Genomic DNA, 15129 nt, shown 5'->3' with positions numbered 1-15129 from the left:
CTGCACAGTTCTCGCGTTCTCGACCCTCCGCGTGCTACGCCCCACCGGGCACTGTGGAAAGCTGGGACGGTGAGCTACGCAGGTGACATAACGCCGCAGCAAGCCTGGGAGCTGCTGCGCGAGCATCCGGAAGCCGTGCTCGTGGATGTGCGGACCGACGCCGAATGGCGATACGTCGGGTTGCCCGACACGTCGTCGATCGACCGCCGGACCGTGCTCATCGAATGGGTGAGCTATCCCACGGGTGCGCGCAACGAGTCCTTCGTCGACCAGTTGGTCGAGGCGGGCATCGTCGGTGGCGCCGACGCGGAAGCAGCGCGTCCGGTGATTTTCCTGTGTCGCTCCGGGCAACGCTCCATCGGTGCGGCCGAGGCCGCGACCGCCGTCGGTATCGGACCGTCGTACAACGTGCTCGACGGGTTCGAGGGCGGGCTCGGGTCCGACAACCGTCGCGGCACCACCGGCTGGCGCGCCGTGGGCCTGCCGTGGAGGCAGTCGTGAGCGCCATCCCGCAGGGCGGGTCCTTCCGCAAGACGTTGCCCGACTCCGTGCGTCCGGCCACCCTCGGTGTCCGCGGCGGCACGATGCGGTCCGGCTTCGAGGAGACGTCCGAGGCGATCTACCTCAACTCCGGCTTCGTCTACGAGTCCGCCGAGGCGGCCGAGCAGGCGTTCACCGGCGAGGTCGACCACTTCGTGTACTCCCGTTACGGCAACCCCACCGTGAAGATGTTCGAGGAGCGGCTGCGTCTGCTCGACGGCGCCGAGGGCTGCTACGCCACCGCGTCGGGCATGTCCGCGGTGTTCACCGCGCTGGCCGCGCTGCTCGGCAAGGGCGACCGGCTGGTGGCCGCACGCAGCCTGTTCGGCTCGTGCTTCGTGGTGTGCAACGAGATCCTGCCCCGCTGGGGCGTGGAGACCGTGTTCGTCGACGGCGAGGACCTCGACCAGTGGGAGCAGGCGCTGTCGGTGCCCACCACGGCCGTGTTCTTCGAGACGCCGTCCAACCCGATGCAGACCCTCGTGGACGTCCGCAAGGTGTCGGAGATGGCGCACGCCGCCGGTGCCAAGGTGGTGCTCGACAACGTCTTCGCGACCCCGCTGCTGCAGCGCAGCCTGGATCTCGGCGCCGACGTGATCGTGTACTCGGGCACCAAGCACATCGACGGCCAGGGGCGTGTCCTCGGCGGCGCGATCCTGGGTCCCAAGGACTACATCGACGGCCCGGTGCAGCAGCTGATCCGGCACACCGGTCCGGCGCTGAGCCCGTTCAACGCGCACACCCTGCTCAAGGGTCTCGAGACGATGCCGCTGCGCGTGAACCACTCGGTGGACAGCGCCCTGCGTATCGCGCAGTTCCTCGAGGCCGAGGACGCGATCCGTTGGGTCAAGTACCCGTACCTCGAATCGCACCCGCAGCACGAGCTCGCGAAGTCGCAGATGAGCGGTGGCGGCACGGTCGTCACGTTCGAGCTGGACTCGGCCGAGGGCGAGGGGAAGAAGCGTGCCTTCGAGCTGCTGAACAAGCTGCAGGTCATCGACATCTCCAACAACCTCGGTGACTCCAAGTCGCTCATCACCCACCCGGCCACCACCACGCACCGCGCGATGGGACCGGAGGGGCGCGCCGCGATCGGCCTGTCCGACGGCGTCGTGCGCCTGTCGGTCGGCCTGGAGGATCCCGAGGATCTGCTGGAGGATCTGGCGCAGGCACTGCGCTGACGCTCGCTGTGTAGTGGCCGAATGTCACACACGTTCGGTCCGACTGAACGCATGTGACATTCGGCCGGAGCGCGAACGGGAGGGGTTGGGTCATCGACGTCGTACTGCTGGGCACCGGCAGCGCCGACGGGTGGCCCAACCCCTTCTGCGTGTGCGCGTCCTGCCGCACCGCCGCCGCGCGCGGCGAGATCCGCGGTCAGACGGCCGCCCTCGTCGACGGCACGATCCTGCTCGACTGCGGACCGGAGATCCCGCGGGCCGCGGTGCACGCCGGACGTTCCCTCGCCGGCGTCCGCCACATCCTGTTCACCCACGCGCACCCCGACCATGTCGGTCCGGCGGCGCTGCTGTTCCGCGCGTGGGTGCGGCGGGACGAACCCCTCGACGTGATCGGGCCGCCCGAGGCGCTGGACCTGTGCCGCGACTGGGTGGGCCCCGACGACCCGGTGCGGTTCGTCCCGGTTGCCGCCGGTGACCGAATCGACCTGGACGGCTACACGATTCGCGTGCTCGAGGCCGCACACACCGCGATACGTGACGGCGACAGCGTGCTCTACGACGTCGCCGCCCCGGAGGGCGCGCGGATGCTGTGGGCCACCGACACCGGGCCGCTGCCATCGTCGACGCTGGACGCCGTCCAGGATGCGGGATACGACGCGGTGTTCCTCGAGGAGACCTTCGGGACCCGCACCGACCTCTGCGCCGGACACCACGACCTGACGACGTTCCCGCGCACGCTGGCCGCACTGCGCGAATCCGGCGCGATCACCGACGCCACCGACGTGGTGGCCGTGCACCTGAGCCACTACAACCCGCCCACCCCGGAACTGACGGAGCGCCTGGCGCCGTGGGGTGCCCGGGTGGTGGACGACGGGGCGACGGTGACCGTAGGGGCGCAGACGGTGACCGAGACGCCGGGGCTCCGGCGCACCCTCGTCCTCGGCGGCGCCCGCGCCGGCAAGTCCACGTACGCCGAGGCGCTGCTGACGGTGCATCCGCGGGTCACGTACCTGGCGACCGGCGGGGTGCACGAGGGAGATCGGGAGTGGGCGGAGCGGATCGCCCTGCACCGGGCCCGACGCCCGGCGGGGTGGACCACCGTCGAGACGGCGGACGCGTCCGCGGTGCTGCGGTCCGCCCGCGAACCCGTCCTGCTGGACTGCCTCGGCACCTGGCTCACCGGACGCCTCGATCACCACGGCGTCTGGACGGGTGGCGATTGGGCCGCGGTGGATGCCGATGTGAGCGATCTGCTGGACGCGATGCGTTCGGTGACGGTGCCGGTCGTGGTGGTCAGCAACGAGGTGGGCAGCGGTGTGGTGCCGCCGACGTCGGCGGGTCGACGGTTCCGGGACCTGCTGGGGCGGGTGAACTCGGCGGTCGCGGGTGAGTCGGAGAGCGTCGTGCTGGTGGTTGCGGGCGTGGCGACACCGCTGCGCTGAGCGCCCACTCCGGGCCTCTGCGCACGGGAACCCGCGCCGGCGCTCGAGGAATGGGCGCTGACGCCGAATCATTCCTGCGGGAGTCGGCGGCGGCCTAGGCTGTCAGGTGGGGCCGCGGCGGGGGTGTCCGGTTCGAGGTGTTCATGACATCGGTACAGGGTCAATGTGATTCGGCGTTCTCGGCTGTCCGCGATGTCTTCGAGGACAGCTTCGCGGACGGCACGAACCTGGGTGCCGCGGTCGCCGTCTACGCCGACGGCCGACCCGTGGTGGACCTGTGGGGCGGCGTGGCGGACCGGCGCACCGGACGGGCGTGGGCCTGGGACACCCCGTGCGTGGTGTTCTCCTGCACCAAGGCCGTGACCGCGGCGGCGGCGCTGCTGCTCACCGAACGCGGTTACGTGACGGTGGACGCGCCGGTCGCGCAGTGGTGGCCGGAGTTCGCGCAGAACGGCAAGGGCGGCGTCACCGTCGAACATCTGCTCACACACCAGGCCGGACTGCCGGCGTTCGACGAACAGGTGTCGGTGGCACAGGCGGCCGAGCCGGCGGCGATGGCGGAGCGGCTCGCACGGCAGGCCCCGGAGTGGGAACCCGGCACCGATCACGGCTACCACGCCCTGACCTTCGGGTGGCTGGTCGGCGAACTGGTCCGGCGGCACACCGGGAAGACGGTGGGACAGTTCGTCCACGAGGAGTTCGGCACCGACCTGTGGATCGGGGCGCCGGCGGGGACGATCGCCCGCTCGGCCCGGATCAGCGTCCCGCGCCGCGGGGAGCCGTCGTCGCCGCTGACGGACGTCGCGACGCAGACACGGATCGACTCGGCCTACGCCGAGCCCGGCTCGCCGATCTTCCGGGCCACCACGAATCCGGTTGCGTCGTACAACGATCCGGCAGTGCTCGGCGGCGGATGGCCGGCCGCCGGGATGGTGACGACGGCCCGCGCGCTGGCCCGGTTCTATCGCGACCTCGTGCACGGCGTGTCGTTGAGCCATGAGACGCTGGACGACGCGCTGCGCGAACGGGTCCGCGGCCCGGACCGGGTGCTGCTCACCGACAGCGCGTACGGCCTCGGCTTCATGCGTCCGGCGCAGAGTTTCGAGCTACCCGAGGTGGCTCGTGACACCGCGTTCGGTCACCCGGGCGCGGGCGGGGCCGTCGGCCTCGGCGACCCCGACCACGGACTGACGGTCGCGTTCGTGCCGAACCTCAAGCGCGACTACTTCGCCGGTGACCGTCGCGCGTACCGGCTGATCGAGGCCGCGTACGCCTCGATCGCGTGAAACATTCTCTTTCAGAACGGGTTCGCGGTTCGCCCCACCAGATCGGCCACGGATTCGAGGACGAGTGTCGGACGGTACGGGAACGTCTCGACGGTTGCGCGGGTGGAGATTCCGGTGAGCACCAGGATGGTCTGCAGCCCGGCCTCGAGCCCGGACACGACGTCGGTGTCCATCCGGTCGCCGATCATCAGCGTGTTCTCCGAGTGCGCCCCGATCGCGCGCAGCGCCGACCGCATCATCAGTGGATTCGGCTTGCCCACGTAGTACGGCTCACGGCCGGTCGCGCGGGTGATCAGGGCCGCGACCGAACCGGTCGCCGGCAGCGACCCGTCGCGGGACGGGCCGGTGGCGTCCGGGTTGGTGGCGATGAACCGCGCGCCGCGCTCGACGAGACGGATCGCGGTGGTGATCGCCTCGAACGAGTACGTGCGGGTCTCACCGAGCACCACGTAGTCCGGGTCGTTGTCGGTGAGCACGTAGCCGATCTCGTGCAGCGCCGTCGTGAGGCCGGATTCGCCCACCACGTAAGCACTTCCGCCGGGACGCTGGTTCTTCAGGAACGTCGCGGTGGCCAGCGCGGAGGTCCAGATCGACTTCTCCGGGATGTCCAGGCCGCTGCGCAGCAGGCGTGCCCGCAGATCCCGCGGCGTCCGGATCGAGTTGTTGGTCAGGACGATGAACGGCGTTCCCGCCTCCTGCAGTTCGGCGAGGAAGGCGTCGGCGCCGGGAATCATGTGTTCCTCGTGGACGAGCACGCCGTCCATGTCCATGAGATAGGTCCAACCGGGGTTCCGCTCGTCGGTACTCACACCACCAGTATCCGTCATGCCCCGATCGCCGGTCCGAGCACCGCCCACGAGTCCTGCATCTCGGCCTCGAACACACCCCAGGTGTGGCTGCCCACGTCCCGGTAGACGACGGTCGCAGGGATCCCGAGCGACCGCAGGCGGGCGTCCATCACCAGGGTGCAGCGCATCGTGACCGACTCCAGCAGACCGCCCACAACGCCCTGCGGGATGGCGATCAGCGGGTCGAGGCGGTCGATGGCGCCGGGCATACCGGACGCGGCGGACAGGTACAACACCTTGCCGCGCAACCTTTCTGCCTGCACCACCGGGTCGTGCTCGATCCACTGCGGCCCGCCGACGGGACCCCACATGTTGTTGACGTTGCCGCCGCCACGCAGTTCGACCATGGAGCGGACCATCGCCTGCCCGTTGAAGTCGCTGGTTCCCGCGCACCCGCTGTACGAGCCGACGGCGCGGTAGACGTCGGGTGCCTGGATCGCGAGGTCGAGCACCGGGCCCGCTGCCATCGACACCCCGCCGAGGGCGTTGACGCCGGTGGTACCGAACTGACGATCGATCACCGTCGGTAGTTCCCGGGTGAGGAAGGTCTGCCACTTGTTGCGGCCCAGCACCGGATCGTCGTCGGCCCAGTCGGTGTACATGGAGAACTTGCCGCCCACCGGCAGCACCACGTTGACGTGCTTGTCGGCGAAGAACTGCGTCACGTCGGTGTTGTTGTACCAGGAGACGCCGTCCTCGCCGCCGGTGATGCCCGTGAGCAGGTAGAACGTGGGTGCCGGCCCGCCACCGACGGGATGGATGACGTCGCTCGAAACCACTCGGTCCATCGACGGCGAGTACACCGAGATGCGGGTGACGCCGTCGCTCACCTGGACCGTCCCCGCCACGTACGCGACGCCCGACGGAGCGGCCCGCGCGGTGAGCGCCCCGCCGAGCAGGGAGACCACCAGCACTCCGACGAGAGTGATCGAGTGGAGGAACCAGTGCTGTGCACCGGCGCTCGCCCCAGAGCTTCTCATCGCGCACCTCCGGCCGAATCGGCCTGAATTGCTTTCTGGCTGAATGAAGCTCACGCCAGCATATCCGCGGGAGTCGTGCCGGGGTGGCGCTTCCGGACGGCGTCGGACCCGGGAGCGTGCATTTTCCGCCCGATCGGTCTTGGATGTTCGGTATGGACGGCAACCGAACTCCCGATCCGGTCCGCGTCGCGGCCGGATCCGTCGCATTCCTCGGCGACGCTCTGCGCTTCGCGGCGGGCACCACGCTGGATCTCGCGCGCCGCGTGCCCGGGTTGGAGGCCGGTCTGGCCGCGCTCGAGTCGCGCGGCGCCGAGACGCTGCGGGCGGCGGACGAGCTCTCCGACCGCGTGCTGCGGGTCGTGGTGCGCCGAGTGGTGGCGGCCGCGCTGGCGGAGGTGGACATCACGGCCGTCGTCCGCGACCACGTCGACCTCGACACCATCGCGGAAGGCATCGACATCGAACGGATCGTCGACCGCGTGGATGTCGACGCCATCGCAGCGCGGGTGGACATCGCGCCGATTCTGGACCGGGTCGACGTCGACGACGTCGCCGCGCGCGTCGACATCGACCGGATCATCGACCGGGTGGACGTGGATGCGATCGCGGCGCGGGTGGACGTGGATGCGATCGCCGCGAAGGTGGACGTGGACGCGGTGATCGAACGGGTCGATCTGGTGGATCTGTCCAACAGCGTGATCGACGGCGTCGACCTGCCGCGGATCATCCGCGAGTCGACCGGGTCGATGTCGACCGAGGCGGTCCGCGGTGCGCGCAGTCAGGGCATGCAGGCGGACGACGCGGTTGCGGGCTTCGTCGGCCGACTGTTCGGCCGGGGCGAGTCGGATGTGCAGGATCCCGGCACCGGTGGTGATCGGTGACCGGCACCGTCCGCGAGGATCCGCCGCACCGCCCAGCCGGCATCGTCACCCGCGGTCTGGCGGCGGTGATCGACATCGGCATCGTGCTGACCATGCTGGTCGGCGTCTATCTGGCCCTGATGTTCGCGCGATTGTTGTTCTCGCCGCAGGATTTTCGCTTTCCGGAGGTTCGGGCGATCCTGTCGGTGACGACGTTCCTGGCGCTGTCGGTGCTGTACCTGACGGCGTTCTGGGCCACGAGCGGTCGAACGGTCGGGGCCGTCGTGATGGGTCTGCGGATGGTCAGCCGCAACGGCCGCCTCGTGCGCTGGCCACGGTGCGCCGCCCGCGCGGTGCTGTGCGTGCTGTTCGGGTTCGGGCTGCTGTGGGTGGCGATCGACCCGAGACGCCGCTCCCTGCAGGACATCGTCCTGCGCACGTCGGTGGTCTACGACTGGCGCGCCGACCCCACGATCGTCGAACACCGCGCCCTGCGCGACTGAGACGGGGGTTACTCCGCGTCGGTTGGTCGGGGCATACTCGAACCCAATCGAATCAGGTAGACGATCGGAGAACCGGTGGTACAGGGACTGAAGTTGGGTTTGAAGGCGTCCGCGGAGCAGTTCGGGCCGCGTGACCTGGTGGAACTGGGCGTGATGGCCGAGGGACACGGCCTCGACAGTGTCACCGTCAGCGACCACTTCCAGCCGTGGCGGCACAACGGCGGCCACGCACCGTTCTCGATCGCCTGGATGACGGCGGTCGGCGAGCGCACCCAGCGCCTGCAGCTCGGCACCTCGGTGATGACGCCGACGTTCCGCTACAACCCGGCCGTCGTGGCGCAGGCGTTCGCGACGATGGGCTGCCTGTACCCGGGACGCGTCATGCTCGGTGTCGGCACCGGTGAGGCGCTCAACGAGATCGCGACCGGCTTCAAGGGCGAATGGCCCGAGTTCAAGGAGCGTTTCGCGCGCCTGCGCGAGTCGGTGCAGCTGATGCGCGACCTGTGGACCGGCGACCGGGTCGACTTCGAGGGCGAGTACTACAGCACCAAGGGCGCCTCGATCTACGACGTTCCCGAGGGCGGCATCCCGGTGTACGTGGCGGCCGGTGGCCCCGTCGTGGCGCGCTACGCGGGCCGCGCGGGCGACGGCTTCATCTGCACGTCCGGCAAGGGCATGGACCTGTACACCGAGAAGCTGATCCCCGCGGTGAAGGAGGGGGCCGAAAAGGCGGCCCGCAACTTCGCGGACATCGACCGGATGATCGAGATCAAGATCTCGTACGACACCGACGCCGACGCCGCGCTCGAGAACACCCGGTTCTGGGCGCCGCTGTCGCTGACGGCGGAGCAGAAGCACTCCATCGACGATCCGATCGAGATGGAGGCGGCCGCCGACGCGCTGCCCATCGAGCAGGTCGCCAAGCGGTGGATCGTGGCGTCGGATCCGGACGAGGCTGTCGCGCAGATCAAGCCGTACATCGATGCCGGCCTCAACCACCTGGTGTTCCACGCGCCCGGTCACGACCAGAAGCGGTTCCTGGACCTCTTCGAGCGCGACCTCGCCCCGCGCCTGCGCGCCCTGGCGTGACGGGCGCCGACGCCGGTTCGCTCGGGGCCGGCATCTAGGCTCGTTCCCATGGAAGCCAGCGAGGAAGTCCGGGCCGCGGCACGCCGAATCGGTGACGTATTCGGCGTGCCGCCGCAGGTGTTGCGGTTCCGGGCGGCGGTGGACCCGGACGGAGACGGCGAGGAACCGCCCGAGGTGTCGATCGCGGTCGGCGACGGATGCCCCGCCCCGGGGTACGCGTCCTACGCGACTCTCGACATGGAGAGGTTCCCGACGAACGTCACCACCGAGGACGGCCGCCCGATTCGCACCGAGCTGATCACCGTCGGACGTGCCGACTATCGGCTCCTGTCCGACGTCCTCGCCCAGTGCGCGTTCCAGATCGCGTCCGGATCATTGCACGTCACCCCGAACACCATCGTTCCCAACGCCGTTCATGCGGCGGATCCGGACCGTTCCACCCGGCACGTGTTGCTGGTCGTCCCGTTCATCTGGTCGGCGCTCGAGATCCTCGTCGAACGAGACGAGGATGTGACCACATGGTTGCAGGCGGTGCCGATCACCGACGCCGAGTTGCAGTTCGCCTCCCGGTTGGGCGCCGACGAACTGTTCACACGACTCGAATCGGCGGGCGCCGACGTGTCCGACATCGACCGCCCCTCGGTGGTCTGACCCCCGCTGGCCGAATGTCACATACGTCCAGTCCAACTGAACGCATGTGACATTCGGCCACAGCGGCGGCGACGGTCAGCGGCGGGTGAGGGCGAACATCCGCAGGTTCCGGTCGGTGCGGCCCTGGTAGACGGCGTACGCGCCGGCCAGTTCGACGAACTGCTTGTACAGCCGGTCCTTCTCCTCGCCGTCGACCTGCTCCGCGAGGACGGGGATGTCGCGTCCGGCCATCGTCACGCTCGCCTCGGGCTGCGCGAGCAGGTTCGACGTCCACGCCGGGTGGTGCGCCTGCCCGAAGTTGCTGCCCACGACCACCAGACGGTCGCCGTCACGGATGTACAGCAGCGGGCTGGTGCGGCGCTGCCCGGACTTGCGTCCGACCGTGTTGAGCAGGACCGTCGGCGCGCCGATGGGGCCGAGGATCGTGTAGCGGCCCTTGCTGCGCAGGAGCAGTCGACGGTCCACCCCGGCGAGCCGGCGGATGGTCCACGACCCCAGCCCGGTCGCCGCGAACGCGGTGCCCGGCCCGCGCAGGATGCTGTTCTCCGAACCCCACCGGACGTCCGGGAATGACGATTCGCTCATGGGCGCCGATTATGCGCGATCGTCACTAGGCTGTCGCTCATGGCTGATTCGGGCACCGTGTCGAGCGTCTACATTGCCTCGCCGGAGGGCGATACCGGGAAGTCCACGGTCGCGTTGGGCGTGCTGCACATGCTGTGCGCGTCCACCGCGCGAGTGGGGGTGTTCCGGCCGATCGCGCGCGGCACCGACGAGACCGACCACATTCACGAACTGCTCGTCGAGCACACCACCGCGGACCTGAGCTACGAGCAGTGCCTGGGCGTGACGTACGAGCAGGTGCACGCCGACCCGGACGGCGCCCTCAGTGAGATCGTCTCCCGCTACCACCAGGTGGCCGAGCAGTGCGACGCAGTCGTGATCGTCGGCAGCGACTACACCGACGTCGCGAGCCCCAGCGAGCTCGGCTACAACGCGCGGATCGCGGCCAACCTCGAGGCGCCGGTGCTGCTGACGTTGCGCGGGGCCCGCCGCACGCCGCACGAGGTGGCGCAGCTCGCGAACCTGTGCACCGCCGAGCTGGCGACCCAGCACGCGCATCTCGTCGCGATAGTCGTCAACCGCTGCGATCCCGATCGGCTCGAGGAGTACGCGGCCGCGCCGGACGCGGCCGGGGTGCCGGTGTGGAGCCTGCCGGAGATTCCGCTGCTGGTCGCCCCGACGATGGCCGAACTGCTCGACGCCATCGACGGCGAGCTGTACAGCGGTGACACCGCGCTCCTACAGCGTGAGGCGCTGCGGGTGATGGTAGGCGGCATGACTGCCGAGCACATCCTCGAGCGGCTGTCCGAGGGCACCGTCGTCATCGCGCCGGGCGACAGGTCCGACGTGCTGCTCGCTCTCGTCAATGCCCATGATGCACAGGGGTTTCCGTCGCTGGCCGGAATCATCATGAACGGCGGGATCGCGCCGCATCCCGCCGTGGCGAAGCTGATCGACGGACTGAACCCACGGCTGCCGATCCTCACCACCACGATGGGCACGTTCGACACCGCGAGCACCGCGGCGCAGACCCGCGGCCGGGTCGGGGTCGCCTCGCTGCGCAAGGTCGACACCGCACTGAGCCTGATGGAGCGGCGGGTGGACTCGCGGACCCTGACGGATCTCCTGAAGCTCGAGATCCCATCGGTGATGACCCCGCAGATGTTCGAGTACCAGTTGATCGACCGCGCTCGTGCCGACCGCAAGCACATCGTTCTGCCCGAGGGCGACGACGATCGGATCCTGCGCGCCGCGGGCAGGCTGCTGCGCCGGCAGGTGGTGGATCTGACGATCCTCGGTGACGAGGCGAAGGTGCGTGGGCGGGCCGCCGAGCTGGGTGTGGACCTGTCGTCGGCCACCGTCCTGGACCCGCACACTTCCGAGTACGTCTCCGCGTTCGCGGCCGAGTACGCCCGGCTGCGGGCGCACCGCGGCATGACGATCGAACGGGCCCGGGAGATCATGGCCGACATCTCGTACTTCGGAACGATGATGGTGCACAAGGGGATTGCCGACGGGATGGTGTCCGGTGCGGCGCACACGACGGCGCACACGATTCGGCCGTCGCTCGAGATCATCAAGACCCAGCCAGGGGTGTCGACTGTGTCGAGCGTGTTCCTGATGTGCCTGTCGGACCGGGTCCTGGCGTACGGGGACTGCGCGGTGGTGCCGGATCCGACAGCCGAGCAGCTGGCCGACATCGCGATCTCGTCGGCCGACACGGCCGCCCGATTCGGGATCGAGTCGCGCGTCGCGATGCTGTCGTATTCGACGGGAGAATCCGGTACGGGCATCGGCGTGGACAAGGTGCGTACCGCGACCGCCCTAGTGCGCGAGCGGCGCCCCGACCTGCCGGTGGAAGGCCCCATTCAGTACGACGCCGCGGTGGAGCCCACGGTCGCGAGCGCGAAGCTGCCCGGTTCGGCGGTGGCGGGCCGGGCCACGGTGTTCGTCTTCCCGGACCTCAACACCGGCAACAACACGTACAAGGCGGTGCAACGCAGCGCGGGCGCCGTCGCGGTGGGGCCGGTCCTGCAGGGTCTGAACAAGCCGGTGAACGATCTGTCCCGCGGCGCGCTGGTCCAGGACATCGTCAACACCGTCGCGATCACGGCGATCCAGGCGCAGGGGGTGTCGTCGTGACCGAACGTATTGTGCTGGTGATCAATTCGGGGTCGTCGTCGATCAAGTTCCAACTGGTCCACCCGGTGGCGGGTGATGCTGTGGGCTCGGGTCTGGTGGAGCGGATCGGGGAGCCGGTGGGACGGATCGTCTACCGCCACCCGGGCGGCGTGATCGAACGCGTGCTCTACATTCCAGATCATGCGGCGGGCCTGCGCGCTGCCGAAGAGGTGATCGCCGAGACCGGCCCGCCGCTGCGCGAGCGCGGCATCGTCGCCGTCGGTCACCGGGTGGTCCACGGCGGCGCGGTGTTCCACGAGCCCGTCCTGATCGACGACGCGGTTCTGAAGGAGTTGCGGCGGCTGTCGCCCCTCGCGCCGCTGCACAATCCGCCGAACGTGGTCGGGATCGAGGTGGCGCGCAAGCTGTTGCCGGACGTCCCGCACGTCGCGGTGTTCGATACCGCGTTCTTCCACACGCTGCCCGACGCGGCCGCGACGTATGCGATCGACGCGGAGGTGGCGCGCGCGAATCGAGTGAGGCGCTACGGGTTCCACGGAACCTCGCACGAGTACGTGAGCGGGCGGGCGGCGGCGTTCGTCGGCCGCGACGACGCGGAGCTGAACCAGATCGTCCTGCACCTCGGCAACGGGGCGTCGGCGTCCGCGATCCGCGGAGGGCGTGCGATCGACACGTCGATGGGCATGACACCGCTCGAGGGTCTGGTGATGGGCACCCGCAGCGGCGACCTGGATCCCGGCGTCATCCTGCATCTGGCCCGCAACGCCGGGATGAAGGTGGACGAGATCGACGACCTGCTCAACCGGCACTCGGGGCTCAAGGGCCTGTGCGGTGTGAACGACTTTCGCGCGTTGCTGGGGCTCGTCGCCGACGGGGACGGGGCCGCGAAGCTCGCCTACGACGTGTACGTGCACCGGCTGCGCCGCTACATCGGCGCGTACCTCGTCGAACTCGGCGGCGTCGACGTCATCACGTTCACCGGTGGGGTGGGGGAGAACAACGTCGACGTCCGGCGCGACGCCCTTGCGGGTCTCGACCGTCTCGGTATCGTGGTCGACGAGACCCTCAACCAGTCGCCCGATCGGGGCGAGCGCCGCATCAGCACAGAGGGTTCCTCGGTCGAGGTGCTCGTCGTTCCCACCAACGAGGAGCTCGCGATTGCACGGAAGGCGATCGCGTTGACCTGAATCGGGAAGATCGGTGTCCGTCGGCGGGAACTGTCGGGACCTTCGACCCTCGTGGCGGAACCCTCGGACGTCCGACTATGTCCGGTATGGTTGCCAACCCCGAGATCGACACAGCTCCACCACGCACGCTGACACCGTCGCGGCCGACGACGGCAGGTCGTGCGGCAACAGGTTCCAAGGGGTCGTTCATCTACAAGATGATCACGACCACCGATCCCAAGGTGCTCGGGATCATGTACCTCGTCACCGCGTTCGCGTTCTTCCTCATCGGTGGCCTCATGGCGCTGCTGATGCGGAGCGAGTTGGCGATCCCGGGTCTGCAGTTCCTGTCGAACGAGCAGTTCAACCAGCTGTTCACGATGCACGGCACGATCATGCTGCTGCTGTACGCGACCCCGGTCGTGTTCGGCTTCGCCAACTACATCGTTCCGCTGCAGATCGGCGCGCCGGATGTCAGCTTCCCGCGCCTGAACGCGCTGAGCTACTGGTTCTACCTGTTCGGTGGCCTGATCGCGACGGCCGGTTTCATCACCCCGGGTGGTGCCGCCGACTTCGGCTGGACGGCCTACGTGCCGCTGTCGAATGCGGTGCACACACCGGGGGTCGGCGCGGACCTGTGGATCATCGGATTGGCGCTCGGTGGTGTCGGCACCATCCTCGGTGGCGTCAACTTCATCACCACCATCGTGTGCCTGCGTGCCCCCGGTATGACCATGTTCCGGATGCCGATCTTCACGTGGAACATCCTCATCACGTCGCTGCTGATCCTGCTGGTGTTCCCGCTGCTCGCTGCCGCGCTGATCGGTCTGTGGGTGGATCGTCACCTCGGTGCGCACCTGTTCGACCCGGCGACCGGCGGAGTGATGTTGTGGCAGCACCTGTTCTGGTTCTTCGGTCACCCCGAGGTGTACGTGATCGCGCTGCCGTTCTTCGGCATCGTCTCGGAGATCTTCCCGGTCTTCTCGCGTAAGCCGATCTTCGGTTACAGCGGCCTGGTGTACGCGACCATGGGCATCGCGGCCCTGTCGATCGCGGTGTGGGCGCACCACATGTACGCCACCGGTGCGGTGCTGCTGCCGTTCTTCTCCTTCATGACGTTCCTCATCGCGGTCCCGACCGGTGTGAAGTTCTTCAACTGGATCGGCACCATGTGGCGTGGACAGCTCACGTTCGAGTCGCCGATGCTGTTCTCGGTCGGCTTCCTCGTGACCTTCCTCTTCGGCGGCCTGTCGGGCGTCCTGCTGGCGAGCCCGCCGCTCGACTTCCACGTCACCGACACGTATTTCGTCGTCGCGCACTTCCACTACGTGCTCTTCGGCACCATCGTGTTCGCGACCTATGCCGGCATCTACTTCTGGTTCCCGAAGATGACCGGCCGCATGATGGACGAGCGCCTCGCGAAGTGGCACTTCTGGACCACGCTGGTCGGCTTTCACCTCACCTTCCTGGTCCAGCACTGGCTCGGTGCGTCGGGCATGCCGCGTCGCTACGCGGACTACCTGCCCACCGACGGCTTCACCACGCTGAACACGATCTCGACGGTCGGCTCGTTCATCCTCGGTGCCTCGACGCTGCCGTTCCTGTGGAACGTCTTCAAGAGCTACCGCTACGGGCAGATAGTCACCGTCGACGACCCGTGGGGCTACGGCAACTCGCTCGAGTGGGCCACCACCTGCCCGCCGCCGCGCCACAACTTCACCGAGCTGCCCCGGATCCGTTCGGAGCGTCCGGCGTTCGAGCTGCACTACCCGCACATGGTCGACCGCATGCGCGACGAGGCCCACGTGGGACTGGGGCACGGCAAGGACAAGAACGCGGACACGGTCGCCGAACTGCAGCACGAGGCGAGGGTCTGA

14 protein-coding genes are annotated in these 15129 nt (G+C 68.8%); 11 read left to right on the top strand and 3 right to left on the bottom strand.

Going from position 1 to position 15129, the window contains the following annotated elements:
• Positions 1-69 precede the first annotated feature (69 nt).
• The 4 genes from J2X34_RS02250 to J2X34_RS02235 all read left to right on the top strand — a co-directional run bounded on the left by J2X34_RS02250 (position 70) and on the right by J2X34_RS02235 (position 4449).
• Positions 70-501 (top strand): rhodanese-like domain-containing protein, encoded by a 432-nt coding sequence (locus J2X34_RS02250; RefSeq protein WP_114721696.1) that lies wholly within the window; start codon positions 70-72, stop codon positions 499-501.
• On the top strand, positions 498-1721 hold the full coding sequence (locus tag J2X34_RS02245; protein ID WP_174912897.1) for an O-succinylhomoserine sulfhydrylase: 1224 nt from the start codon (positions 498-500) through the stop codon (positions 1719-1721). The genes J2X34_RS02250 and J2X34_RS02245 overlap by 4 nt, the downstream gene beginning before the upstream one ends.
• A 92-nt stretch (positions 1722-1813) precedes the next feature.
• Entirely contained in the window at positions 1814-3163 is a 1350-nt protein-coding gene (locus J2X34_RS02240) for a bifunctional adenosylcobinamide kinase/adenosylcobinamide-phosphate guanylyltransferase (protein ID WP_429516175.1), read from the top strand.
• Between the two features lie 143 nt (positions 3164-3306).
• Entirely contained in the window at positions 3307-4449 is a 1143-nt protein-coding gene (locus J2X34_RS02235; RefSeq protein WP_181818765.1) for a serine hydrolase domain-containing protein, read from the top strand.
• An 11-nt stretch (positions 4450-4460) separates the two neighbouring features.
• On the opposite strand, the gene J2X34_RS02230 is transcribed toward J2X34_RS02235, so the two are convergent.
• Positions 4461-5276 (bottom strand): HAD-IIA family hydrolase, encoded by an 816-nt coding sequence (locus J2X34_RS02230; RefSeq protein ID WP_114721828.1) that lies wholly within the window; start codon positions 5274-5276, stop codon positions 4461-4463.
• On the bottom strand, positions 5273-6277 hold the full coding sequence (locus tag J2X34_RS02225) for an alpha/beta hydrolase (RefSeq protein ID WP_429516020.1): 1005 nt from the start codon (positions 6275-6277) through the stop codon (positions 5273-5275). The genes J2X34_RS02230 and J2X34_RS02225 overlap by 4 nt, the downstream gene beginning before the upstream one ends.
• A 152-nt stretch (positions 6278-6429) precedes the next feature.
• Between J2X34_RS02225 and J2X34_RS02220 the strand changes: the two genes are divergently transcribed.
• The 4 genes from J2X34_RS02220 to J2X34_RS02205 all read left to right on the top strand — a co-directional run bounded on the left by J2X34_RS02220 (position 6430) and on the right by J2X34_RS02205 (position 9380).
• Positions 6430-7158, top strand: a complete 729-nt coding sequence (locus J2X34_RS02220) for a hypothetical protein (protein WP_114721702.1) — start codon at positions 6430-6432, stop codon at positions 7156-7158.
• Positions 7155-7640, top strand: a complete 486-nt coding sequence (locus J2X34_RS02215) for an RDD family protein (RefSeq protein ID WP_114721704.1) — start codon at positions 7155-7157, stop codon at positions 7638-7640. The genes J2X34_RS02220 and J2X34_RS02215 overlap by 4 nt, the downstream gene beginning before the upstream one ends.
• Before the next feature lie 75 nt (positions 7641-7715).
• Positions 7716-8729 carry a glucose-6-phosphate dehydrogenase (coenzyme-F420) gene (fgd, locus tag J2X34_RS02210; protein ID WP_429516019.1) on the top strand — a complete coding sequence of 338 codons (1014 nt, stop codon included), beginning with the start codon at positions 7716-7718 and terminating at the stop codon, positions 8727-8729.
• A gap of 48 nt (positions 8730-8777) precedes the next feature.
• The gene (locus J2X34_RS02205) at positions 8778-9380 is read left to right on the top strand and encodes a suppressor of fused domain protein (RefSeq protein WP_114721708.1); all 603 of its coding nucleotides are present in this window, start codon (positions 8778-8780) and stop codon (positions 9378-9380) included.
• Between the two features lie 75 nt (positions 9381-9455).
• On the opposite strand, the gene J2X34_RS02200 is transcribed toward J2X34_RS02205, so the two are convergent.
• A complete protein-coding gene (locus J2X34_RS02200) occupies positions 9456-9965 on the bottom strand; it encodes a nitroreductase/quinone reductase family protein (RefSeq protein WP_114721710.1) in 510 nt (169 codons plus the stop codon).
• A gap of 39 nt (positions 9966-10004) precedes the next feature.
• On the opposite strand from J2X34_RS02200, the gene pta reads away from it, so the two are divergent.
• The 3 genes from pta (at position 10005) to ctaD (ending at position 15129) form a co-directional block, all read left to right on the top strand.
• Positions 10005-12086 (top strand): phosphate acetyltransferase, encoded by a 2082-nt coding sequence (pta, locus tag J2X34_RS02195; RefSeq protein WP_429516018.1) that lies wholly within the window; start codon positions 10005-10007, stop codon positions 12084-12086.
• Positions 12083-13273 carry an acetate kinase gene (locus J2X34_RS02190; RefSeq protein ID WP_174912878.1) on the top strand — a complete coding sequence of 397 codons (1191 nt, stop codon included), beginning with the start codon at positions 12083-12085 and terminating at the stop codon, positions 13271-13273. The genes pta and J2X34_RS02190 overlap by 4 nt, the downstream gene beginning before the upstream one ends.
• An 86-nt stretch (positions 13274-13359) precedes the next feature.
• On the top strand, positions 13360-15129 hold the full coding sequence (ctaD, locus tag J2X34_RS02185; RefSeq protein ID WP_429516017.1) for an aa3-type cytochrome oxidase subunit I: 1770 nt from the start codon (positions 13360-13362) through the stop codon (positions 15127-15129).

It is taken from the genome of Rhodococcus sp. BE178, assembly GCF_050433545.1.
Classification (GTDB): Bacteria; Actinomycetota; Actinomycetes; order Mycobacteriales; family Mycobacteriaceae; genus Prescottella.
Note: the sequence above shows the minus strand (reverse complement) of the source record. Positions and strands in the feature narration are given on the sequence as shown.